We start from the raw sequence: 23,729 nt of genomic DNA on the forward strand, positions 1-23,729 counted from the left end.
TTTCTTCAGGTAAGGGGAGAGACCGGCACAAATTTAAGGAGGAACTAACAGAATGTCAAACGTAAAAAAAATCGCAGTATTAACCAGCGGTGGAGACTCCCAAGGGATGAACGCCGCAGTGCGTGCGGTTGTCCGCAGCGCGATCTACTTCGGAATTGAGGTATTCGGCATTCAGCGTGGATATCAGGGCCTGCTGAACCGCGACATTTTCCCGATGGATCTGCGCAGTGTCGGAGATATCATCCAGCGCGGAGGAACCGTTCTGCAGTCTGCACGCTGTCTGGAGTTCATGAAGCCGGAAGGCCAGCAGAAGGGTGCTGACATTCTGAATGAGCTCGGCATCGACGGTCTGGTTGTTATCGGCGGAGACGGTTCTTATCATGGCGCCAACAAGCTCAGCAAGCTGGGAATCAAGACGATGGCTCTTCCGGGAACCATAGATAATGATATCTCTTTCACGGATTACACAATTGGATTCGATACGGCCGTAGGCGTGGTCGTGGATGCGATCAATAAACTGCGCGACACTATGTCTTCCCATGAACGTTCATCCATTGTGGAGGTTATGGGCCGTCACTGCGGGGACATCGCTCTGCATGCGGGTCTTGCTTCCGGGGCGGAGACGATTCTGGTGCCGGAAATGCCTTATGATCTGAATGAGGTAGCGGACCGGATGAAGGATAACTTCGCACGCGGCAAACGTCACAGTATTGTCATTGTAGCTGAAGGCGTCGGCAAAGGTGAGGATGTGGCTCAGGCGCTCAAAGACCGCCATGCTTCCCTGGATGCCCGTGTTACGGTTCTGGGACATATTCAGCGGGGGGGTACTCCAACTCCGGGAGACCGTAACCTTGCCAGCCGTCTGGCTGATTTCGCGGTCCGCAAGCTGATCGAAGGCGAATCAGACAAGGCATGCGGGATTATTAAAGGGGAACTGGTTCTTACTGATATCGACAAGGTAGTGAACACGAAGAAAGATTTCAATATCGAGCTGTATGAATTGGCTTCCCGTCTATCCCAGTAACAACTACAAGAATTCATCCAATCTCCAATCCTTAGCGGAGCAGTCATCCTTCCATTACCGGAAGAGGCTGCTCCGTTTTTTGGCTTGACTATATACCCCTACCCGTATATTATAATACCCATATGGGTATACAAATAGGAGGGAAACAATATGAGCAGAACTATAGTCATTATCGGCGGAGTTGCCGGAGGGGCATCCGCTGCAGCACGATTAAGAAGATTGAACGAAGAAGATAACATTATAATTATAGAGCGGGGAGAGCATGTTTCTTTTGCCAACTGCGGCTTGCCTTATTATATTGGGGAGACTATTGATTCAAGAGATAAGCTGTTCCTGCAGACACCGGCTGGTATACAGGCGCGCTTTAATATCGATGTGAGAATCTTCACCGAGGCAACGGCGATTGACCGTGAACGCAAGCAGGTACATTGCCGCAATGTTACGACAGGTGAAACGCTGCACATTCCGTATGATATTGTAGTGCTCTCTCCAGGCGCGAAGCCTATCGTTCCGCCGTTTCCCGGAATCGCTGAGGCGGATAACCTGTTTACACTAAGGAATATTCCGGATACAGACCGTATCAAGGCATATGTGGACAACCGTCACCCCCGGCATGCCACTGTAATTGGAGCAGGTTTTATCGGCCTTGAAATGGCTGAGAATCTCCGGGAGCGGGGACTTGACGTAACCGTAATTGACCGGGGGGAGCAGATTCTGAACCCGCTTGACCTGGAGATGGTTCGTCCGCTGGAGGAGCATATGCGTCTGCATGGGGTAGAGCTGCGGCTGAATGAGGGCGTAGAGGCTTTTGAACAACAAGGCCGTCTGGTTCGTCTCTCATCAGGCGGGGAGCTCAGCACGGATATGGTTATTCTGGCGATCGGGGTCAGTCCTGAGAATGACCTGGCCCGAAGCTGCGGGCTTGAGCTGGGCATCCGCGGGGCGGTAAAGGTGAATGCTTCGCTGCAGACAAGTGATCCGGCTATCTATGCTGTTGGAGATGTCATTGAAGTGAAGGACCGTGTTCAGGGGTTCGATACCATGGTGTCCCTTGCCTGGGGTGCCAACCGTCAGGGGCGTCTGGCCGCTGATCATATCAATGGCCGGAAAGCCTCGTATACAGGAGCATTAGGTACTGCGATTATCAAGCTCTTCGATATGACAGCTGCGCTGACCGGAAACAATGAGAAGACGCTTCGTTCACTGGGCGTTCCCTTTGAAGCTGTGCATATCCATCCGAATTCCCACGCCGGCTACTACCCCGGTGCTGCACCGATAGCGCTCAAGCTGCTGTTCAACCCGCAGACAGGTGAGATTTATGGAGCGCAAGCAGCCGGAAGTGCCGGTGTCGACAAAAGAATAGATGTCATTGCCACCGCTATCCGCAGCAAGCTTAAGGCTGATAAGCTGGCGGATCTGGAGCTGGCCTATGCGCCGCCGTATTCCTCGGCCAAAGATCCGGTCAATATGGCGGGCTATGTGGCCTCCAATCTGATGGAGGGACTCGTCCGTAATCTGCAATGGCATGAAGTGGACGAATTCGCCCGCAATGGCGGTTTTATTATTGATGTCCGAGATGAAGCAGAGCGGTTAGCCGGTTATATCCCGGGTTCCATCAATATTCCTCTGGCTGAGCTGAGAGAGCGGCTTACAGCGATTCCGGGGGATAAGGAGATCGCTGTATCCTGTCAGGTAGGGCTGCGCGGCTACATTGCTGCCCGGATGTTAACCCAATACGGATATGCAGTACGAAACGTTGACGGAGGCTACAAAACATACGCAGCAATGGCAAGAGGGAATAGCACTGGAGATTCCGGGAAGTCAGGGGCACTGGTTTTGAAAAAAGATGCCCCGTCTCCCGCCAGTATCGTTCATATCCAGGAACAGCTTAGCAGTAAGCCTCAGCTCTTACTGGATGCTTGCGGATTACAGTGCCCCGGCCCTATACTCAAAGTATATGAGACAATAAATTCTATGGAGGAAGGACAGCGGGTAGAGATCACTGCAACGGATTTCGGGTTTGCCGCTGACATCAGGCAGTGGTGCAGCAAGACGGGGAATACGCTGGAAGCTGTGGATGTATCCGGAGGCAAGGTTCAGGCACTGGTGCGCAAGGGACAAGACCCGGCAGACAGAACCGGGGGAGCGGCGGAACAGGCAGCAGTCTCAGAAGGGACAACAATGATTGTATTCAGCGGAGATCTGGACAAAACGATCGCTTCCTTCATTATTGCAACAGGCGCTGCAGCGATGGGCAAGCAGGTCACCATGTTCTTTACCTTCTGGGGGCTTAATGTTCTGCGCCGGGGGCAGTCACCGCAGGTGAAGAAGAATACACTCGACCGGATATTTGGCCTGATGATGCCGAAGGGAACGCGGAAGCTTCCTTTATCCAGAATGAACATGGGCGGGCTTGGCGCCAAAATGATCCGTTATACGATGCGCCGCAAGAATGTGGAGTCCCTGGAGAATCTGATGCAGGGCGCTCTGAATGCGGGAGTTAAGTTGATGGCCTGCACAATGAGTATGGATATCATGGGCATCAAGCAGGAGGAATTAATTGAAGGTGTAGACTTCGGCGGTGTTGCCAGCTATCTCGGAGCTGCCGAGGACTCAGGCGTGAACCTATTCATCTAGAGGGGGCTGATTGAGAGTGGAATATGATAAAGCTATTACCAACCGTTTGAAACGTATTGAAGGTCAGGTAAGAGGCGTGTTAGGGATGCTGGAGGAAGGCAAGGACTGCCGTGAGATTGTGACTCAGCTGACTGCGATCCGAACAGCGGTAGACCGCTCTATCGGTGCAGTGATCGGAGATAACCTGGAACATTGTATCCAGGAAGAGCTGACGAAGGGGAATTCCCCTGAGCAAGTGATTAAGGAAGCGGTGGATCTGCTGGTAAAAAGCCGGTGATGAAAAACAGCCACAGACGAAGGGGAGCTCCCGAATGTCTGTGGCTGTTTTTGGTTCTGCATCGAAGCTATAGCTGCACTTTGTGGCGTTAATTCACGCCTTCTCCGGGGCGAATCTGCGCTGCACCCTGACGAGCCGGGCCAGGAGCAGAATTGCGCCGATTCCAAGTCCCGTAATGAGGCCAATCCAGTAGCCGTAGGCCCCAAGCTCAGTATAGGTGGCGAGCAGGTATCCGACAGGCAGGCCGATCACCCAATAGGCAATGAAGCAGATGACGAACGCAGGATTAACATCCTTATATCCGCGCAGCACACCTTGTGTCGGGGTTGCGATAGCATCGGAGATCTGGAAGAAGATTGCGTAGATCAGGAAATGCTGGATCAGCGAGATCACCTCATGGTCATCCGAATACAGCCCGGCCACATGATTCCCGGCGAAGAGCAGCACCAGTGCTGTGAGCAGGGAGAGAACAGCCGCCGTACCAATGCCCATAATGCCATACTGGCGTGCGTCCTTCAGCCGGCCGGAGCCGCTCTCGAAGCCGACGAGAATCGTCAGACTCATGCAGATGCTCAGCGGAATCATATAGAGGGTGGAAGCGAAGTTAATGGCCGCCTGATGGGCAGCGATTGTAATGGTATCGAAGCGGCTCATCAGCAGGGTTACAGCCGAGAACACCGCCGTCTCGAAAAAGATCGAAAAGCCGATAGGCACACCAATCTTCAGCAGCTCCTTGAGGCTTACCAGGGACATCGCGTGAAATTTACGGAAAATCTGCAGGCTCCGGAAAGGCTCGGCCTGGTAGACGAAGATTAGGGCAATCAGGAAGATGACCCAATACGTGATCGCAGAGGCAACGCCTGCGCCCACTCCGCCAAGGCGGGGGAAGCCGAAGTTGCCGAAGATCAGCAGATAGTTAAGCCCCACATTGACCGGCAAGGCAATCAGGGTGATGAACATGGAGACGCGGGTCTGGCCCAGGGCATCAATACAGCTGCGGACAACGGTATAGCCAAACAGCGGGATAACGCCGAAGGAGATGGCACCGAGGAAGCGGAAGGCAATATCGCGTACCGCAGGCTCCAGATTCATGAAATTCAGGATCGGTGTGAGAGCGAGGCTGCCAAGAATCAGCACGAGCACCGATACGATCAGGGAGAGCCAAATGCCCTGCATCACCTGGTTGGCCACCTCCTTGTCACGCTTGCTGCCGAGGAGATGAGACACAATGGGTGTGATCCCCATAAGAATACCGCTGAGGCCAGTCTGGATCGGAATCCACAGGCTTGTGCCGATGGCTACGCCGGCCAGATCATTCGTGCCGAATTTGCCGGACATATTGGTGTCGAAGAAGGTAATGGCCGACAATGCAATCTGAGTAATCAGAATCGGAAGCAATATATGCAGGAATTGCCCGGCCTTTTGCTTAATGGAAGAAGTCTGTTTCATAATCATCAATGCCCCGTTATCTTTATTTTGAATACTTATATTCCCAGTAAAAAGCCCGGCAGCTGCCGGGCTCTGGATATCGTGCGGCTATGGATACATCCGGATAATTGCAGAAAGCTTATTGGTCGTACTTCACATCGGCGGTATAGCGGTTATTGGCATTCCAGAGCAGGAATTCGTCGATATTCTGATCCTTCAAGGCACGGATCTGATCTTCAACCTGCTTCTTGCCGTATTTGACATAATGCCCGCTGCCCAGCCAGCTGGCGGTGAAATCCTGAATCCATGGGCGGATCACCGGTTTGTAGCTGCCTAGCGGATTCAGCTTCTTGTGCGTATCAACCATTGAGCCCTTAATGGTAGCATAAGGGTCTTTGTCCGGGTCCTTCACATCGAACCAGCCGGTGGAATAATGGCTCGGATAGACCATCGGGCTGATAACATCGACATTCTTGGAGATCTTCACGAAATCCTGGCCGATGCCTTCTGCGGCAGGTACCGAGGCGGCATAACCGAAGATATCTACAGAGATTCGAACTCCCAGCGGTGCCAGCTCAGCTTTGGCATACTTGACAAAGTCGGCGATGATTTCGACGCGCGGTCTGTCGCTCTTCGTGTATTTCAGAGTGTCCGCACGCTTCTCGAAGCCTTCAGGGAAGCGTACATAGTCAAACTGGATTTCCTTGAACCCGAGCTTAACGGCCTCCTTGGCAATATCTACGTTATACTTCCACACATTTTCATTATAAGGATTGACGAAGCTGTCTCCGCCTTTGTTGGCCCAGACAGAGCCGTCTTTGTTGACGAAGGATAATTCCTTGTTCTTCTTGGCGAGCACAGAATCCTTGAATACTACAATCCGCGCAATCGGGTAGACATTATGCTCCTTCAGGCGGGTCATCAGCTTGCTGATATCACCTATGAACGGCTGGGGATGTCCCATTTGCTGAAGCTCAGCATTGTCCGTCTTGTAGGTGATGTATCCGGCATCATCCTTAATGTCGATGACCATGGAGTTGAGCTCAGTCTTGTCCAGCAGGGCAAGCAGGGTCTCCATCCGTGCGCCTCCGGCGCTATAGGCAGTCACGTATATCCCTTTAACCTTGGGAGCATCCGGCTGCGGATCAGCAATACGAGCTGTCTCCGGCGATGCGCTTGGTGAAGGTGCAGGAGAGGCAGTGCCGCCTCCGTTCGGTGAGGCTGAGTCCGGATTCGTTGTGTTTTCTGTGACGATGGGGGGATTCATGGCGCCCTGCAGTACTGCTGCCACATCGGCTTCATGTCCTTGATTAGGGACACCCACGCCTCCCAGTGCCATCATCAGTAAAGCCCAGGTGATATTCATTTCTTATTCGCTCCCTTTATGTACATTCCTTATAAAGTATAAGGTAACGGATGCACCCAAAAAGAACAGACTTGTAACAATACCCGTAATTTTTTGATGTCATCTTTCCGCTCTTGTTGTTTATAAACGGGATGTACAGATTTTGAACCGCTGAATATAAAAGTAAATGCCGCCCCGGACTGGCACGAAGGCCAACGACCAGGGCGGCAACTATTACAACTTGCTCTTTAGGGCAGCTTGCTCAATGAAGATACGCAGAATTCTGATGCTCGCAAATGCTGTAATGGATGATATCCATGGCATCTGCCGGTTCCAGAATACTCAGACCGTCACGCAGTACGATTACAGAATTGAGTTCGTCCTGCTTCAGGAACGGTATCATATCCGGATACCACCTCATGACGATTGCTGACAGTTTTACCGTTTCCATTTCCACAAAAATCACCCTTTCCTTTTTCGAATCGAACTGAATCAGAATTCAGGGTCCACCCGGAAAAACGAAGTGCCTGGAAAAAAGAGGGTAAATCACAATCTTCATGAAATTGTTAAGGTCCTGCGTAGCTATAATATAACATAATTTGAACGGATAAGCATTTTCTTATAAATTACCGTTTGCGGAAAGAGCCCATCACACCGACAGTCTCGACAATATTAACAAAAGCCTGCGGGTCACTTGTTTTGATAATGCGTTTCAGCTCTGCAAGCTCATACCGAGTGGTCACTGTCATTAGCATGTCCCGTTCTACATGAGAATAAGCACCTTCTGTCTTAAATTTTGTAACTCCGCGCTGAAGGCCCAGCAATTGCTGCAGCAGCTCGTCAGTCCGGTTGGTGATGATGTACACGGTAACTTTGATATGGCTGATATGAATCAAGTCGACCACCTTACCGGTGACGTAAATGGACACCATAGATGCCAGCGCCAGATTCCAGTTGTCGTCAAAATAAGCCGCCGCAAGAATGACGAGGCCGTTAAGGCCGACCAGTACACTGCCTACCGGGAAGTCCCGGTACCGTGTTATAATGGAACCCAGAATATCGAAGCCGCCCGAAGAGCCTCCTACGCGGAAGGATATACCGGCCCCCACACCTACAAGCACCCCTCCGAATACAGAGGCGAGCAGCATATCCGAGGATACCTGAACGACAGGCACGACTGTCATCAACCAGGTTGTTGCCCCTACAGAGACAATGCTCAGAATGATAAATCTCCGGCCCAGCTGGAACCATCCGGCAGCAAGCAGCGGGATGTTGAAGAGTAAATACAGTAAGCTGATGTTAAAAGGAGTGAAATAACCGGCCAGCATGGCAAGGCCGGATACGCCTCCGCTGAGCAGTCTGTGGGGGATCAGGAACAGATTAAAGCCGCTTGCGATCATCGCTGACCCGAAGAGAACGGCAAGAAAGCTCCCGAATAGTCTTAATTTAACCAAGCAAATTCACCTCTGAGTGTAGTGTGAGTGTCATGTAAGTAATGAAAGTAAGGAATACACTGGTATTCCTGATTGGGTTTGTGATATAATGTATAGGATATTCTTGAGTAGGACGTTACAATGGTATTTTTGCATTGCTTAGAATGCGAAGCTGCAATTGTCAGGTGTAAGTAGTGGCCTGATCATAGGACATTTTTTTGTCCCAATACGCGCTAAACCATGCAGGAAATACGGCATGATTGGACAGCCTATAAATGTGTTTACCGCTACTTAAGAATACAGACAAGCATGTGGAATGTCCACTGTATAGAAGGAGCATGAATAATTTGAAAACATTCGCAGAATTCGGCTTGGAGCCAAAAGTACTTCAAGCAATCACAGAGCTAGGATTTGAGGAAGCAACACCCATTCAGGAGCAGGCTATCCCGCTTGCTATGGCCGGATCGGATCTTATCGGACAGGCACAGACGGGTACAGGTAAGACCGCAGCCTTCGGGATCCCCCTCATCTCCAAGATCGCAAGAGAAGAAGAGAAGATTCTGGCACTGATAATGACGCCAACACGTGAGCTTGCCATCCAGGTTGCTGAAGAGATCGGTAAGTTGACCCGCTTCAAAGGACTTCGTTCACTGGCCATCTACGGCGGGCAGGATATCGGCCGCCAGATCCGCGGACTGAAGAGAAAACCACAGATTATCATTGGTACACCGGGACGCCTCCTGGACCATATCAACCGCAAGACCATCCGCCTGGATGATGTTCAGACGATCGTACTGGATGAAGCCGATGAAATGCTTGACATGGGCTTCATGGAGGATATCCAGACTATCCTCAAGCTCGTTCCTGAAGAACGTCAGACCATGCTCTTCTCGGCTACTATGCCTCCTAACATCCAACGCCTTGCCCAGCAGTTCCTGAAGAACCCGCAGCATGTATCCGTAATTCCTAAGCAGATTAGCGCACCGCTTATCGACCAGGCTTACATTGAAGTGCCTGAACGCCAGAAGTTCGAAGCGCTTAGCCGCTTGATTGACATGGAATCGCCTGATCTGGCGATTGTATTCGGCCGTACGAAGCGCCGGGTAGACGAGCTTGCTGAAGGCTTGCAGAAGCGCGGCTATTCCGCTGACGGCCTGCATGGCGACTTGTCGCAGAATCAGCGTGACGCTGTAATGCGCAAATTCCGCGATGGCAGCATTGATGTACTGGTAGCTACAGACGTAGCTGCACGCGGCCTGGACGTATCCGGCGTAACGCATGTAATCAACTTTGACCTTCCGCAGGACCCTGAGAGCTATGTACACCGTATCGGCCGTACTGGCCGCGCCGGCAAAGAAGGAACGGCATGGTCCTTCGTAACTCCGCGTGAGATTGACCATTTGCACCTGATCGAACGTGTTACCCGTCACCGCATTACCCGCAAACCGCTTCCTACAATGGCTGAGGCTATTGAAGGCAAACAGCGCATTACTGCTGAACGTTTGCTGGCTATGGTTGAGACTGGTGAACTTAATGAATACAAAGGTATTGCCATTCAATTGCTGGAGCAATATGATTCTGTACAGCTGCTGTCCGCAGCGATGAAGCTTCTTACCGGCGACAACAAGGATGCGCAAATTGAATTGACTCCTGAAGATCCGATCCGTGCCAAGCGCCGCGGCGGCAAGAACGATATCCGCAGCGGGCGTAAGCCTAACGGCGGCTATGGCGGCAACCGTTCCGGTTCCGGTTCTAGCTCCGGTGGCGGCTATCGCGGTAACCGGGACAATGCAAGCGGCGGCGGATATCGCGGAAATCGTGACAATGCCAGCAGCGGCGGAAGCACCCGTGGCGGCTATAGCAGCGGCTATGGCGGCAACAGCGGAAGCAGCAGCAGCTACGGCGGCGGCTACAAAGGCAACCGTGATGGAGCGAGCCGTAACACAGACGGAAGATCATCCTCGCGTCCGAGCAGCACAAGCACCCGTCCGGCCAAGCAGGATTTTGACGCTTAAGCCATAACAGAACACCTTGAAGAAGACGAGCAACCGTTACCGGTTCCCCGTCTTCTTTTTTACTGCGGATTCGCTTAGATGAAAGTGCGGCTGATAATGACCAGCAGGATGAAGAGTACGAGAATTGTTCCAGTGGAAGTCCAGGGATTGCAGCAGCCAGGTGCGGACATGAGGTCAACCTCCTTTGAGCATGGGGGATTTGTTGTGGTTACAATGTAATATATGGACGTATTGCAGAGCTTGCTTAGACCCTTACCTAGAACTTGTAAACTTGGGCGCTGGAAAAGTCCAGTACAAACAGGTATAGTTAAGATACGCAGTATGCACAAGATAGACAGGAGGAAGGGAATTGGAGTTTAAAGGAGCAATGGGCGGTATATACCGCATCACGGAATGGATCTCACGCATCGCCTTCAGCAATATTTTATGGGCATTGTGTTCGATACCGTTCCTGTTCGCAGGAATTATGAAGATCCTCATGCTGGGTTCAGGAGCAGGCGGACCAAATGAGCAGATTATGCTGAACTGGGTACTTGGTGTATTCGCGCCATTCACTGTATTTCCGGCGACGTCGGCGTTATTTACAGTGGTGCGCAAATGGGTAATGGGCAATACCGATGTAAGTACATTCCGCACTTTTTTTCAGGGGTACAAAGAGAATTATCTGAAAAGCATGCTGGGAGGGCTTATCTACACCCTGCTGTTTGTCGTGATGTACGTTGATGTGACCGTATACATGACACAAATGCCGAATTTCAAGATCGTTGGTATCCTGATGCTGGTGCTGATGATTATTTTGTTCGTATCGATGTTTAACTTCTTCTCCATCGTGGTTCACTACCAGATGACGTTCAAGGAAGTGGTAACCAATTCGATTCTGCTCACGATCGCCCGGCCGATCCGTGTGTTCTCGACTTTGATTGGTTCAGGCGTTCTTCTCTATATAGGTCTGCGGTATCCGGTTCTCTACGTGATTTGTATTCCTACGCTGATTGCTATGCTTGCCTTCTTTAATTTCTTCGCTACATACAATAAGCTGCAGCTACAGGTGGAGAAAAAGAAGCTGGCTGAAGAACAGGCCGCACTGGAAGCGGCTGAGAATGAAGGTCTTGCTTCCGATGACGACGATGACGACGATGATGATGAAGACGAGGATGAAGACGACAGAGATAAGGACACCGGTAAGGATTTCAAGCGGACTTAACATTCCTTTGATCATCCGGGCGGTATTGTCAACGGAAAATGATCCCGGTGTTAAATAAAGCGTATACAGGTTTACTTTTTCGTCAAAACGCACTATAATGTTTATAAATCCTGCGATGTACGTTATGGTTGCTCGTTGTTTTGAACCAATGATAATGTCTTGGGAGATCTACATGAAGCGCGGCTGAACAGCCCTGTCTATATGACCTGGGGAATTCAAAAACGACTTCTGCGGTCACCCACCTGCTCTAGCAGGTTCAGAAGACACTGCAGCCGGACGGCATAGGCGGGTTTTCTAATGGAATTGACAAGGCACCCTGTTACCTGCTCATTGCGGGTAGAGGGTGCCTTTTTCAAGGTTAAAGTGAGCAATGCCCTTTTGTTCCGCGGACAAGAGTGTTACACTTAAGGTAGTGAACTTGGGATTTGAAGAGGGGGAAGAATTTTGTCGTTGAAAAGAACCTTGGTCGGTTTATTTCGCAGTCATGACGGAACAAGCGACCGTGCCAAAGATCCGGCATTGAAAACGCGTTATTACAATCTTTCAAGAGACAAGGCGTGGGATGAAGTCTCCGCAACACTGAAGAAAATTCCTGGATATAAGGTCTTGCATGAAGTGCAGTCTGTAGGGGAGATTACCCTGGAGAAAAGAACGGCGTTAGGCCGCTCGCTGGATATTACCGTATCTGTGCTAAGCACCACGCCCGTACGCTGTGCCGTAGATATATATTCAGCATCCAGAGGGTCGCTTGGCGATCTGGGTGCCAATTACCGTGTCATTCAGCGTTTGTACCAGTCTCTGGATAAGAAGCTGGGCAAATATAAGGTGGATTAAGGACAAGTATCCGGGCATGTTTTGCCGGGATTGTATGCGGTTTCCGGGGCGGCGGGACAGCCTGCTCGTGGCGCGAATATCCTTATTGATCATCATACGCAAAAAGCGGAGAAGGATGACCTTCTGCCGCTTTTTTTCAAAAATGAACATTTATAGCTATGAATGCTGTAAAACATATCAGTGCTGTCCGTTCCAGCTTACAGTAGAGCTTTAACTGCGGAAACTGCCGCTTCGTAGTCCGGATGCTCAGCCATTTCACCGAGATACTCGACATAAGCCAAAGTGTCGTTCTTGTCTACAACGAAGATGGAGCGCATGTCGAGGCGGAATTCCTTGATCAGGACGCCGTAGGCTTGTCCGAAGGAAGTCTCCTTGTGGTCGGACAGGGTGATTACACTGTCGATGCCTGCGGCACCGCACCAGCGGGCTTGGGCAAAAGGGAGGTCAGTGCTGATGGTGAGGATGACTACATCATCGCCAAGACCGGCAGCCTCGCTGTTGAAGCGGCGGGTCTGCGCATCGCACACACCGGTATCCAGGGAAGGTACAACGCTGATCAGCTTGATTTTGCCAGCGTAATCTGTAAGAGTAACATCTTCCAGGAGATTCTTGCTAACCGTGAATTGCGGCGCGGGATCTCCGGCTTTCAGCTGCGGGCCTACCAGAGTGATGGGGTTGCCCTTAAATGTGGTTACGCCTGTTCTTTCTTGCGTCATGTCCTTGTTTCCTCCTTGAATTGCATTATTGGCATGTACCTGCCAGAATAAATTATAATCTTTTTAGAAGCTGGATGTCGAGCTTGGACAACATACATAAAAGGATGGGTGTTATGATTTTTATAAGGTATGAGAAGTGGAGAAGTTATCTCCGGTATTACCCTGTAACTTGTGCGCTGATTCTGGCCAACGTGGTTATGTTCATCGTGCTGTCCTTGAATGGCGGCTCTACCAACCTGTACACGCTTGTGAAGTATGGGGCTACGGTCAATGTGGGCGCTGAAACGGATGAGCTGTGGCGCTGCGTGACGGCGATGTTCCTGCACAACGGCTTCGCCCATTTGTTCTTCAACAGCTTCTCGCTGCTTGTGTTCGCCCCGCCGCTGGAGCGGCTGATGGGATGGTGGCGTTATGCGCTGCTGTATCTGGGCGGCGGCTTCATTGCTAATCTGCTGTGGGTTCTTATAAGCAGCCGCGGGAATGTGGAGATCGGAATTGTCTCTGTAGGGGCCTCGGGGGCGATCTACGCCGTCTATGGCGCATTCCTCTATATTGCGGTGCTTCAGAGAGCAATGATGGATGAGGGCTCGCGCAAGACGCTCTACGGACTTCTGGTGATGGGGATTATCATGTCCTTTGCTGCTCCAAGTATCAACTATATTGCTCATATCGGCGGCCTGATCGCCGGATTCTTCATCTATGGGCTAATCATCCGTGTATTCAAACGAAACCGGCGATAAGGAAGGGTGTAATCGTGGAGCTTAGACAGCTGCAGTATTTTCTGAAGGTTGCCCAGAAGGAACATGTCACCAGAGCGGCGGAGGAGCTGCATGTCGCACAATCTGCAGTGAGCCGCCAGATTCATCAGCTGGAGCAGGAGCTGGGGGTGGATCTGTTCATGCAGAAGGGGAGAAACCTGCAGCTTACGCCTGTCGGGCAGCTCTTTTGCAAAAGAGTGGAGTCGGTTCTGAATGAACTCGACCGGTCTGTGGCGGAGGTGCATGAATTCCTTGACCCGGAACGCGGTGAGATCCGCATCGGCTTCCCGCATAGCCTCGGGACCCATCTGATTCCTTCGATTGTGGCGGCATTCCGCCGGCATTATCCCCATGTGAAATTCCGCTTCAAGCAGGGGGCCTATCCTTCCTTAATCAAGGATGTTATCTCTGGAGAAGTGGATCTGGCATTCATCTCGCCGTTCCCTGAGAATGTGGGACATGTGGCCGGAGATATCGTCATGACCGAGGAATTGTTCGCCATTCTGCCGCAGAATCATCCGCTTGCCAGCGAAGAAGTAATCCGGCTGGAGCAGCTGCGGGACGAGAAGTTCGTATTATTCAGCCAAGGCTACTCGCTGCGGCCGATTGTGTGGCAGGCCTGCCTGGCGGCAGGGTTCAAGCCGCAGATTGCTTTTGAAGGCGGGGAGACCGATACGATCCGTGGTCTGGTAGCCGCCGGGATGGGGGTAAGCCTGCTGCCGGAGATGGCGCTCTACCAGACCAACCCGATGCAGCCTGCGCAGGTCCGGGTGGTGGAGCCTACGATTACCAGAACCGTGGGGCTGATTCACCGGGCAGAAGGTAAGCTCCCGCTGGTCGCCCAGTCCTTCCGTAACTTCCTGCTTACCTATTTCAAAGACAGACACACAGACAATACCCCGGTCGGCTCATAGCCTACCGGGGTATTGTCTGTCTAGTCATATAGATCTTAATCGCGGTTGCCGAGGAACATCAGGATCAGGCGGATCAGTTCGATCAGGGATACCAGCGCTGCTGCAACATAGGTTAGCGCTGCGGCATTCAGGACCTTGGCGACGCCGCGCTCTTCATCGTTGCGGATGAAGCCCTGCTGTAACATAATCGTGCGCGCACGGCTGCTGGCGTTGAATTCGACAGGCAGTGTGACCAGCTGGAAGGCAACTGCGGCAGAGAAGAAGATTATGCCGAGTCCAATAAGATTGAACGAGCTGAAGATGAAGCCTGCAAGCAGCATGAAGGGGGCGACCCCGGAGGCAAAGTTCACGACCGGGAACATCCGGTGGCGAAGCGCCAGCATCGGATAATGCTCCTTGTGCTGAATCGCATGGCCGATCTCGTGACAAGCGACGGAGACCGCTGCGATGGAGCTTTCATAATATACAGGCTCCGACAGCCGCACAACGCGGTTAATCGGGTCATAGTGGTCTGTGAGGGTTCCTGGAACCGGTTCAATGGGAACATCGTAGAGTCCATTGGCATCCAACATACGCCGGGCTGCTTCGTAACCCGTTAAGCCGTTCATGTTCGGTACCTTGGCCCATTTCTTGAAATTGCCCTTGACCCTGAACTGGGCCCATAGCGAGAAGATAAAAGCGACAGCTAACAATACATACATTAGTGGCATCATAGGTGCTCATTCCTCCATTATAAATTACAAGCTGTTACATTGGCGGCCCCTGGGTCAGCAGAAGCCGGATCGCTTCCATACAGGCGACGCCCTGAGGAATCAGTGCGGCCAGTGCACGGTTGGCCTGGCCAGGCTTCAAACCGCTTATCACGGGCTCCAGGGCCTTGACTTCCCGTTCAAGCTGCTGCATCTGAAGCTCAAGCTGGACCAGCTTGCCGGAGACCTCAGCCTCAGGTGTGGCTGCATTCCACTTGCCCATCAGGGATTTGATTTCTTCCAATGTATATTTCTCTTGCTTAAGCTGATTAATACGTTGCAGAATGACTAAGGTTTCATGACTGTAGAGCCGGTAATTCTTCATGCTCCTGGATTCAGGTGTAATCAGTCCAAGCTTCGTATAATAATCAATGGTACGTTCACTGATACCGGCCGCCTTGGCCAGCTCTCCGATCCGGTAAAGGGTCATATCTCCAAGTTATCTCACCTCACTATATGCTGCTTAAAATAATCATATCAAATTGGAAACCGTACAGTCAAACGTGATGCTTACTTTAAAGTATATGCTGACTTTTCATAAAGATACTTGGGAGATGAATGAACCGGAAGTGCCTTGGAGTGGATGAAGTTGTGATTAACATGACACGATATGTAATATATATATTCGGATAGTCCAGCAGGAAATCATCCGTATTGCAAAAGGCAGAGAGTGGTGCAGGGAGCAATCAAGGGATAATAAAAGGCATGTTTACTAATAGACGTTAATAAAAATACAATATGATGCTAAGGAAAAAGCTGTGTTGTCTGTATGCGTTTGCATAATTGGTGCGTAAGGAAGTGTGCTAATCTTGCGGGTTACCGGTAATCGCACTCGGGAGTGCTCCTTAAGTGAAGAATGGCACAGCTTCCAAAATTAAATTAAAACATTCGAAAAAATAGTCTTGTCAATTTACCTGACTTCTGATTATAATGACATTAAGAGTTTCACGCTTTGTTAGAAAATATAACATTGGGGAGTGGGGTACAATATGAAAAAAAAGATGTTGATGATGTTCCTGGGTATGATTACACTGATGATCTATCCGGTCAGCGCCTTCGCAGCTGAGGGTCCGGCAGCACCGGATCTGCAGATCGGACTAGACACTGCATTTACGTTCCTGGCATTTATCCTTGTATTCTTCATGCAATCAGGATTCGCATTACTTGAGGCCGGTTCGGTCCGGATGAAGAATGCCGGTCACGTGGCCGGTAAGACGGTACTGACACTGGCAATTGCAAGCTTGTGCTTCTGGGCACTGGGCTTTGGCCTTGGCTTCGGTAACGGCAACAGCTTCTTCGGAACTACAGGCTTCTTCTACGGCGGCGATTCAACAGCCTCTGCATTCGAATCCCTGGCCTTCTCCGATGTTACCTTAAATACGAAATTCCTGTTCCAAATGGCATTTGCAGCAGTCTCCCTGGCGATTGTATCCGGTGGTATGGCTGAACGTGCTAAGCTTAGCGTATATATTATCTTCGGAATTCTCTTCTCGGTTGTGATTTATCCGGTTGTAGCTCACTGGGTATGGGGCGGCGGCTGGTTGGCAGAGCTGAGCATGCAGGATTATGCAGGTTCTACAGTTGTCCATCTTACAGGTGCGACGGCGGCAGTAGTGGCGACCATTCTTCTCAAGCCACGTCTTGGCAAATTCAACAAAGAAGGCAAGCCGGTCATTATTCCGGGGCATAACCAGGTATTCACTGTCCTTGGTGTGATCATTCTCTGGTTCGGCTGGTTCGGCTTCAACCCAGGCAGCGCGTTGTCCCCTATGGGCGGATTCTTCGGACATGTAGCGCTGACTACTAACATTGCAGCGGCGGCAGGCGGTTTGGCAGCTCTGGCAGCTTCCTGGCTGTACTTCGGCAAATCTGATATTCCGGCAATGCTTAACGGCGTACTGGCAGCCCTGGTTGCCATCACAGGTGCCTGTGCCTTCGTAGAGCCTTGGGCAGCCATCGTTATCGGTCTCATTGCCGGTGCCTTCACCTTCATGACTTCGCAGTGGCTGGAGCGTGCAGGACTGGATGATCCGATCTATGCTTTCTCTGTACACGGTATCGCCGGTATGTGGGGTGCGTTGTCCACAGGTCTCTTCGCAGCACCAGATCTTATTGAACAAGGTGCACTTGTAGGTAAAGCAGGTCTCTTCTACGGCGGCGGCTTCCATCAGCTCGGCGTGCAGGCGCTGGGTGTAGTCGGAACCTTCGTATTCGTAGCCGTGATGTCCTTCGTCATCCTGTATGTGATGAAGATGGTTATGGGTATCCGTGTAACAGAAGAAGAAGAATTGATGGGTCTGGATATCAGTGAGCACGGTACTTACGGTTATCCTGAGCAAATGAAGCTGATCAGTGAATCAGAATCCAAAACCCTCAAACACTAATATCTATACTCAGGCAGGGAGGCGGACCGAGTGGCTTCGATGGAGGCAGCAGATTGGAACAAAGAAGAAAGTTACTTGTCCATCGTAACAGCCGGTTCGCCGGAGGAGCTCAAGAGGAGACGTACCGCTTGTCAACAAGTGCTGCTGGAGCAGCTCGGCGTGATTCCCGTTCAGGAATGGATGCACCGGGTCAATGCGATGCATGACCAGCTTGCCCGGACCGCGGTACGGATATGTGAGGCGCAGATGAAGGAGGCGGGCTACGGCCTGCCTCCCTGCGCCTATTCCTTTATTGTTTTCGGGAGTGCGGGCCGGCAGGAAGCTACACTGTGGAGCGATCAGGATAACGGCCTGATTGTCGAGGAAGCGCTGGAGGGTGAACGGAAAAGGTATTTCGAAGCTTTTGGCAGCATGCTGTCGGATGTGCTTGAGGCGATTGGCTATGAGAAGTGTGAGGGCAGGGTCATGTGCTCTGAGCCGCTCTGGCGGAAGTCACTGGCAGACTGGAGGCTCCAGCTGGCAGACTGGATGGAGCAACTCGAATGGGAGCCTGTGAGGTACCTGATTATAGCTTCGGATATGCGGCATGTAGCGGGAAGTGAGGCGCTGTCTGCGCAGTGGCGGGAAGCCCTGCATAACGGATTCACGGATAACAGTAAATTGACGTTGGCAGTACTGCGCAATACGGTGCGCCACAAGGCAACGCTGAATCTGCTGGGGCAGGTGCTCACGGAGCGGTTCGGTGATAATGCAGGCGGCTTCGATGTCAAATATGGCCTCTACATTCCGCTTGTCAATATTGTCAGGCACTTGTCGCTGCTGCATGGAATCGAAGCATCTTCGACACTGAAGCGGCTGGATGAGCTGGCTAAGCTGGAGCAGTATCAGCATCTGGAAGAAATCAGGCGGGCTTGTCTGACAGCGCTCAGGATGCGGGTGAACACGCCGTTTACGGTGACGGACGGCCTGCTCGTGAGCAGTGATTATTATGCGGAGAATGATTTGAAGAATAAGCAGCTCCGGGCGGAGCTGCGGGAAAGCCTGCTGCTGATCAGACGCCTGCATAAGGCGCTGCAGCGGCAGCTCCGGTCAGCGGAAAGGAGACAGCTATGAAGGAGCCGAGCAAAGGCGGAGGATTCTGGAATAATCTGCGGCAAGGCGGAATGCCCTCTGCCATCGCTTCCATGAGGGGCGGAGAATCGGCGCAGCAGACAGCCCAGCAAATGGCCTTTATCCGTTCTCTGATGCGCGAGAAGCGGCGTCCCGAGGTGTTGCATACTCCGCTGTCTGAACTGGAGACGGTAATATTCGATCTGGAGACTACAGGCTTCTCCCACCAGGGTGGGGACGAGATTATGTCCATTGGGGCGATCCGGGTAGTAGGCGAAGAGATCAAGGCAGAGGAATGCTTCTATACACTGGTGAACTGCGGGGCAACGATTCCTGACAATATTACGAGACTGACCGGAATCTCAGCCGAGATGACCTCCTCTGCTCCGCCGCTGATGGATGGCCTGCATAACTTCATGTCCTTCGTCGGGCAGCGGGTGCTGGTGGCGCACGGGAGCGCCCATGATAAGGCGTTCCTGAACGCTGCCTTATGGAAGACCTCCAAGGTCCAGTTAACCCACCGGGTGCTGGATACGATGATGCTGGCCCGTTGGCTGGAGCCGCACCGCAGCAATTACACGCTGGATGAGCTGCTGGCGATCCATGAGATTCCTATTGAGGGCCGCCATCATGCGCTGGAGGATGCCAAGATGACGGCGAAGCTGTGGGTAGCTTACATCCGCCAGATCTTACAAAAGAATCAGGTAGATACGCTAGGCGACTTGTACGCCTATCTAAGCAGGACCTGAGGGATATTGTGTAAGACTATCCGGATTGCAGTGCAAAGCGAGGAGTCATAAAGGTATTTCAGGAAGGCGGCGGGTCAGGCGCTACGTTGCGTATCGGCCTTAGGCCAATACACATGCCACCCGCTGCGGCAGCGCCAGCAGCTGTCCGCAGGTCTCCTGCGGCAGCCGGGCCGCAGAAGCTTCCCCAGCCTTTGCTGTACGGAAGAGTCCGGTCTGAACACCCGGGGGCTTCCCTGGCCGCTGTCAGCTTTACCCCTCTCTCTTCATGGGATTTCGTCTTTGACGGAATCCTCTTTTTTTATGATAACGTTTGAAACTGGAGCAAGTGGGGGTACAATAGAGAAAAATCCTCCATGTAAAGGATCTGAACTCTATGAAAGCAGTCCATAAACGGAATGTAACGATTCTGGCCTTGATTGTTTTTCTGGCCGTTCTTGCCATAGAACATAAAGTGAAATCGGAGCCAAAGGCGGTTGCAGTCCTGCAGCAGACGGCGGAACCGGAGACTGGTGCATCCGCCGGACTCAAAGCGCCTCCTTTTACAGTGCAGGAAGGGGATAAGCAATATGGGGTCGATGGGGCGAGGGAGAAGCCGGTCATTCTTAACTTCTGGGCCTCCTGGTGTGATCCTTGCCGGCAGGAAGCTCCTGAACTGAATAAGCTGGCTATGAAGTACAGCAAGGTGCTGGATGTATACGGAATTAACGTGACCAGCCAGGATTACAAGCCTAATGCGGAACGCTTCGTCAAGAAGTACATGCTGACCTTCCCGGTGATGTATGATCTGAAGGGCCAGATCTTCGACAAGTATAACGGGGCGGTGTTTCCGACCAACGTGTTGATTGATAAGAACGGGGTCATCAGCGAGATTATCCTGGGGGTCCTGAGCGCAGAGGAATTGGAGAAAAAGATTATTGCGCTGACCGGCTCCTAGCACAGGCAATCAGCTGCATGGTGAAAAGCCCTCCTGCGCGGAGAAAGTTCCGCATCGGAGGGCTTTTTGGAGTGCATCGAGCGAAGCCAAGGAGATCAGTGATTGACCAGACCTCTCGGTTCACTGCTGGCCGGAATGCCCTGGTCCAGTGAGATCTGTCCCAGAAGGGCATAGCGCATGGAATCGACCAGCGCCTCCCAGCTCGCTTCGATCACGTTGCTGGATACGCCTACGGTGTTCCAGGTGTCGCTGTAGTCCTTGGATTCAATCAGCACGCGTACCTTCGCGGCCGTCTGATCCTGCTCATCCAGCACACGGACCTTATAGTCGGAGAGGTGCATGTCTTTAAGCTGCGGGAAGTAGGTCTGCAGTGCCTTACGCAGCGCATTATCCAGTGCGTTGACCGGTCCGTTGCCTTCGGCGGCCGTGTACAGGCTCTCGCCGCCCACCTTCAGCTTGACGAAGGCTTCGGAGACGACAGGGCGGCCGGCGGTTTTCTCAACCAGCATCTTGAACGATTCGAAGGTGAACAGCTCGTTCATCTCGCCGGTTGCTTCCCGGAGCAGCAATTCAAGCGAAGCATCCGCGCCTTCGAACTGGTACCCCTGATGTTCAAGATTCTTGATCTTATCAATCACCTTGCGCGCCTGCTCGCTGCTTGGATCAAGGCTGAGTCCCATGTCCTGCGCCTTGGACAGCACATTGCTCTGACCGGCAAGCTCGGAGACCAGGACACGCTGCTTATTGCCTACCAGCTCAGGGGCGATATGCTCGTACGTCCGTGAATCGCGCAAAATGGCGGATACGTGGATGCCGCCCTTGTGGGCGAAAGCGGCTGTGCCGACATAAGGCTGATTCACCGGCATGTTCACGTTGGCGACCTCACTGATGAACCGGGCTGTATTGGTTAACTGCGGCAGAGAATCGCCAGGGATGCAGTGATAGCCCATCTTCAGCTGCAGTGTTGGAATGATGGAACACAGATTGGCATTGCCGCAGCGCTCGCCGTAGCCGTTAATGGTCCCCTGGACCTGCCGGGCACCGGCGCCGATTGCGCTTAGGGTGTTGGCAACCGCAAGCTCACAATCGTTGTGTGTATGAATACCGAGCGATGCTTCCGGGAGCATCACACCGATGCTTGTCACAATATCATGAATCTCATGCGGCAGGGTGCCGCCGTTCGTATCGCACATCACAAGCCAGTCTGCTCCGGCCTCGCGGGCACGGGTGAGAACGGCAGCGGCGTATTCAGGATTGTTCTTGAAGCCGTCGAAGAAATGCTCTGCATCGAAAATGACCTCAAGCCCCTTGCGCTTCAGATAAGAGATGGAATCGCCGATCATGGCCAGGTTCTCTTCCAGAGTGGTCTGCAGGGCAGTATGAACATGGAAATCCCACGATTTGCCCACCAGGGTAGCCGCCGGAACGCCAGCGTTAATCATCCGCTGCAGCCCCTCGTCCTGCTCAGTCACCGTGTTCTTGCGCCGGGTGCTGCCGAATGCGGTAATTTTGGCATTCAGATGAAGCTCCTGGACTCTTTTGAAAAACTCGATATCCTTGTTGTTGCTGCCCGGATTGCCGCCTTCAATATAATGGACACCCAGATCGTCGAGTTTCCTGGCAATCTTCAGCTTGTCATCCGCCGACAGACTGATCCCCTCGCCTTGTGTTCCGTCGCGCAGGGTAGTATCGAAGATGGAGATAGACTTAGACATGAGTGTCCTCCTAAAAGTGTTATTAGCCTTCGCATAGGAAATTAATTTTTATATTATAGCATTTTTACGCGGGAAAGTAACAAAGAACTTTTCACTGCGCTGTCACAAGCGGCTCTCTGGCAAGTTGACCTCCCGCCGGGGTAGAGGTATGCTGACAATAACAATGGAACCCCGAAAGATAAGAAGGTGGATACCATGCAGAGTGTGGATCAATATTATCCGGCAAGCGGCAGGGTTATTCTGCATGTGGATATGAATGCCTTTTATTGCTCTGTGCATGAGGCGGAAGATCCGGAGCAATATAAAGGTGAGGCGACAGCGGTGGCTGGCAGTGTGGAGGCTAGAAGGGGGATTATCGTCACCTGCTCCTACGCCGCGCGCAGGCTGGGCATCTCCACTGGTATGCAGGTGCAGAAGGCGCTGCGGATTTGTCCGTCTTTAATGCTTATTAAGCCGGATTTCCATCTATACCGCAAGTACTCGAATGCTTTTATGCAAATTGCCTACAGCTATACCCCCTTGCTCGAAGCGGTCTCTATAGATGAATGCTATCTCGATATCACCGGCTCCCGTCAATTCGGTACCCCGCTGGAGATTGCCGAGGCGCTGCAGCGGCGCATTATGGAGGAGCTGGGTCTGCCTTGCTCCATCGGGATTGCCCCCAACAAGCTGCTGGCGAAGATCGCTTCTGATCTGAAGAAGCCCAGCGGTATCTCCGTGCTGCGGCTGCGCGATGTGCCGTCCGTGCTGTGGGACAAGCCGTGCAATGAGATGTTCGGCATTGGCGGCAAGACGGCCGAGAAGCTGCGCAAGCTGGGCATCTACAGCATCGGACAGCTGGCGGCCGCAGACGAGGCGATGCTGGTCGGCCATTTCGGCGTCATGGGTGCCTGGCTGAAGCGGGCGGGGAACGGGATTGATCACGGGATCGTGAATCCGGAGCGGGAGCAGAGCAAATCCATCGGCCATACAACCACGCTGCCGCATGATGTAGTAGGCTTGGCTGAGGCGCGCCCGATTCTGCTGAACCTAAGCGATCAGGTCGCGCGGAGGCTGAGGAAGCAGGGGCTGGTTGCAGCGGGGGTACAGCTGACGATCCGCACGCCGGATATGAAGACGATTACCCGCTCCCGCCAGCTTGAGGCTCCCACGGAGAGCGCCGAGGACATCTATAAGGTGGCATGCGACCAGTTCGCGCGCCACTGGAAGGGTGACAAGCCGGTGCGGCTGCTGGGGGTAACGCTCCAGGGGCTGATACCCAAAGAGGAGTCGGCCATTCAGCTGGACCTGTTCGACTACGAACGGCAGCCGAAAAAGGAATCGCTCAATAAGGCGATGGATATGCTGCGCAACAAGTTCGGCGAGAATGCGGTGCTGACCGCAGGGATGCTGAGCGACAGCCACTCTGCGCGGCTGCGTAATCATAAGGAGCGGGGCACCTCGCTGCAGAAGGACAATCTGGGCGGCGCAGATAAGGATATAGACTGAGATAAGGGCCGTCAT

The 23,729-nt window shown here is 52.4% G+C and carries 22 protein-coding genes and 1 other RNA gene; 14 read left to right on the forward strand and 9 right to left on the reverse strand.

Going from position 1 to position 23,729, the window contains the following annotated elements:
- Positions 1-52: 52 nt before the first annotated feature.
- The 3 genes from pfkA to NSS83_RS31660 all read left to right on the forward strand — a co-directional run bounded on the left by pfkA (position 53) and on the right by NSS83_RS31660 (position 3,938).
- A complete protein-coding gene (gene pfkA, locus NSS83_RS31650) occupies positions 53-1,024 on the forward strand; it encodes a 6-phosphofructokinase (RefSeq protein ID WP_036702222.1) in 972 nt (323 codons plus the stop codon).
- 150 nt (positions 1,025-1,174) lie between these two features.
- Complete coding sequence (locus NSS83_RS31655) at positions 1,175-3,661, forward strand: CoA-disulfide reductase (RefSeq protein WP_341347269.1); 2,487 nt, start codon at positions 1,175-1,177, stop codon at positions 3,659-3,661.
- Positions 3,662-3,677: 16 nt separating this feature from the next.
- Complete coding sequence (locus tag NSS83_RS31660) at positions 3,678-3,938, forward strand: metal-sensitive transcriptional regulator (protein WP_341186699.1); 261 nt, start codon at positions 3,678-3,680, stop codon at positions 3,936-3,938.
- A gap of 93 nt (positions 3,939-4,031) precedes the next feature.
- On the opposite strand, the gene NSS83_RS31665 is transcribed toward NSS83_RS31660, so the two are convergent.
- From NSS83_RS31665 to NSS83_RS31680, 4 genes are all read right to left on the reverse strand, one after another.
- Entirely contained in the window at positions 4,032-5,387 is a 1,356-nt protein-coding gene (locus NSS83_RS31665) for an MATE family efflux transporter (RefSeq protein ID WP_341186698.1), read from the reverse strand.
- Positions 5,388-5,505: 118 nt separating this feature from the next.
- Complete coding sequence (locus NSS83_RS31670; RefSeq protein ID WP_341347270.1) at positions 5,506-6,732, reverse strand: putative glycoside hydrolase; 1,227 nt, start codon at positions 6,730-6,732, stop codon at positions 5,506-5,508.
- 241 nt (positions 6,733-6,973) lie between these two features.
- Entirely contained in the window at positions 6,974-7,162 is a 189-nt protein-coding gene (locus NSS83_RS31675) for a hypothetical protein (RefSeq protein ID WP_171718441.1), read from the reverse strand.
- 175 nt (positions 7,163-7,337) lie between these two features.
- Positions 7,338-8,165 carry a YitT family protein gene (locus NSS83_RS31680; protein WP_341186696.1) on the reverse strand — a complete coding sequence of 276 codons (828 nt, stop codon included), beginning with the start codon at positions 8,163-8,165 and terminating at the stop codon, positions 7,338-7,340.
- A 326-nt stretch (positions 8,166-8,491) separates the two neighbouring features.
- On the opposite strand from NSS83_RS31680, the gene NSS83_RS31685 reads away from it, so the two are divergent.
- The gene (locus NSS83_RS31685) at positions 8,492-10,159 is read left to right on the forward strand and encodes a DEAD/DEAH box helicase (protein WP_341347271.1); all 1,668 of its coding nucleotides are present in this window, start codon (positions 8,492-8,494) and stop codon (positions 10,157-10,159) included.
- Positions 10,160-10,233: 74 nt separating this feature from the next.
- Here the strand turns inward: NSS83_RS31685 and NSS83_RS31690 are convergent, their stop codons facing one another.
- Positions 10,234-10,329 (reverse strand): hypothetical protein, encoded by a 96-nt coding sequence (locus NSS83_RS31690; RefSeq protein ID WP_036702210.1) that lies wholly within the window; start codon positions 10,327-10,329, stop codon positions 10,234-10,236.
- A 179-nt stretch (positions 10,330-10,508) separates the two neighbouring features.
- On the opposite strand from NSS83_RS31690, the gene NSS83_RS31695 reads away from it, so the two are divergent.
- The 3 genes from NSS83_RS31695 to NSS83_RS31705 all read left to right on the forward strand — a co-directional run bounded on the left by NSS83_RS31695 (position 10,509) and on the right by NSS83_RS31705 (position 12,197).
- On the forward strand, positions 10,509-11,363 hold the full coding sequence (locus NSS83_RS31695; protein ID WP_341186694.1) for a DUF624 domain-containing protein: 855 nt from the start codon (positions 10,509-10,511) through the stop codon (positions 11,361-11,363).
- Positions 11,364-11,467: 104 nt separating this feature from the next.
- Positions 11,468-11,659: non-coding RNA, 6S RNA (gene ssrS / locus NSS83_RS31700), on the forward strand.
- Positions 11,660-11,807: 148 nt separating this feature from the next.
- Entirely contained in the window at positions 11,808-12,197 is a 390-nt protein-coding gene (locus NSS83_RS31705) for a DUF1499 domain-containing protein (RefSeq protein WP_036725209.1), read from the forward strand.
- Between the two features lie 197 nt (positions 12,198-12,394).
- Here NSS83_RS31705 and tpx read toward each other — a convergent pair whose 3' ends face one another.
- Positions 12,395-12,913 carry a thiol peroxidase gene (tpx, locus tag NSS83_RS31710; RefSeq protein WP_341347272.1) on the reverse strand — a complete coding sequence of 173 codons (519 nt, stop codon included), beginning with the start codon at positions 12,911-12,913 and terminating at the stop codon, positions 12,395-12,397.
- A 113-nt stretch (positions 12,914-13,026) separates the two neighbouring features.
- On the opposite strand from tpx, the gene NSS83_RS31715 reads away from it, so the two are divergent.
- Together NSS83_RS31715 and NSS83_RS31720 are read left to right on the forward strand one after the other, a co-directional pair.
- A complete protein-coding gene (locus NSS83_RS31715; RefSeq protein ID WP_341347273.1) occupies positions 13,027-13,653 on the forward strand; it encodes a rhomboid family intramembrane serine protease in 627 nt (208 codons plus the stop codon).
- A gap of 14 nt (positions 13,654-13,667) precedes the next feature.
- Positions 13,668-14,585 (forward strand): LysR family transcriptional regulator, encoded by a 918-nt coding sequence (locus NSS83_RS31720; RefSeq protein WP_341186691.1) that lies wholly within the window; start codon positions 13,668-13,670, stop codon positions 14,583-14,585.
- A 35-nt stretch (positions 14,586-14,620) separates the two neighbouring features.
- Here the strand turns inward: NSS83_RS31720 and NSS83_RS31725 are convergent, their stop codons facing one another.
- The gene (locus NSS83_RS31725; RefSeq protein WP_341027867.1) at positions 14,621-15,295 is read right to left on the reverse strand and encodes a zinc metallopeptidase; all 675 of its coding nucleotides are present in this window, start codon (positions 15,293-15,295) and stop codon (positions 14,621-14,623) included.
- Between the two features lie 37 nt (positions 15,296-15,332).
- On the reverse strand, positions 15,333-15,764 hold the full coding sequence (locus NSS83_RS31730; RefSeq protein WP_036702199.1) for a MerR family transcriptional regulator: 432 nt from the start codon (positions 15,762-15,764) through the stop codon (positions 15,333-15,335).
- 559 nt (positions 15,765-16,323) lie between these two features.
- Between NSS83_RS31730 and NSS83_RS31735 the strand changes: the two genes are divergently transcribed.
- The 4 genes from NSS83_RS31735 to NSS83_RS31750 all read left to right on the forward strand — a co-directional run bounded on the left by NSS83_RS31735 (position 16,324) and on the right by NSS83_RS31750 (position 20,511).
- A complete protein-coding gene (locus NSS83_RS31735) occupies positions 16,324-17,718 on the forward strand; it encodes an ammonium transporter (RefSeq protein ID WP_076078435.1) in 1,395 nt (464 codons plus the stop codon).
- A 39-nt stretch (positions 17,719-17,757) separates the two neighbouring features.
- Complete coding sequence (locus tag NSS83_RS31740; protein ID WP_341186839.1) at positions 17,758-18,831, forward strand: DUF294 nucleotidyltransferase-like domain-containing protein; 1,074 nt, start codon at positions 17,758-17,760, stop codon at positions 18,829-18,831.
- The gene (locus NSS83_RS31745; protein WP_209874255.1) at positions 18,828-19,577 is read left to right on the forward strand and encodes an exonuclease domain-containing protein; all 750 of its coding nucleotides are present in this window, start codon (positions 18,828-18,830) and stop codon (positions 19,575-19,577) included. Before NSS83_RS31740 ends, NSS83_RS31745 begins: the two co-directional genes overlap by 4 nt.
- A gap of 373 nt (positions 19,578-19,950) precedes the next feature.
- Positions 19,951-20,511, forward strand: a complete 561-nt coding sequence (locus NSS83_RS31750) for a TlpA disulfide reductase family protein (RefSeq protein ID WP_036725194.1) — start codon at positions 19,951-19,953, stop codon at positions 20,509-20,511.
- 95 nt (positions 20,512-20,606) lie between these two features.
- Here NSS83_RS31750 and cimA read toward each other — a convergent pair whose 3' ends face one another.
- Complete coding sequence (gene cimA, locus NSS83_RS31755; protein ID WP_341186690.1) at positions 20,607-22,226, reverse strand: citramalate synthase; 1,620 nt, start codon at positions 22,224-22,226, stop codon at positions 20,607-20,609.
- Positions 22,227-22,421: 195 nt separating this feature from the next.
- On the opposite strand from cimA, the gene NSS83_RS31760 reads away from it, so the two are divergent.
- Positions 22,422-23,714, forward strand: coding sequence for a DNA polymerase IV (locus NSS83_RS31760; RefSeq protein WP_341186689.1), 1,293 nt, complete (start codon positions 22,422-22,424; stop codon positions 23,712-23,714).
- The last annotated feature ends 15 nt before the right edge of the window (positions 23,715-23,729 follow it).

It is taken from the genome of Paenibacillus sp. FSL H3-0469, assembly GCF_038051945.1.
Taxonomy (GTDB): Bacteria; Bacillota; Bacilli; order Paenibacillales; family Paenibacillaceae; genus Paenibacillus_AQ.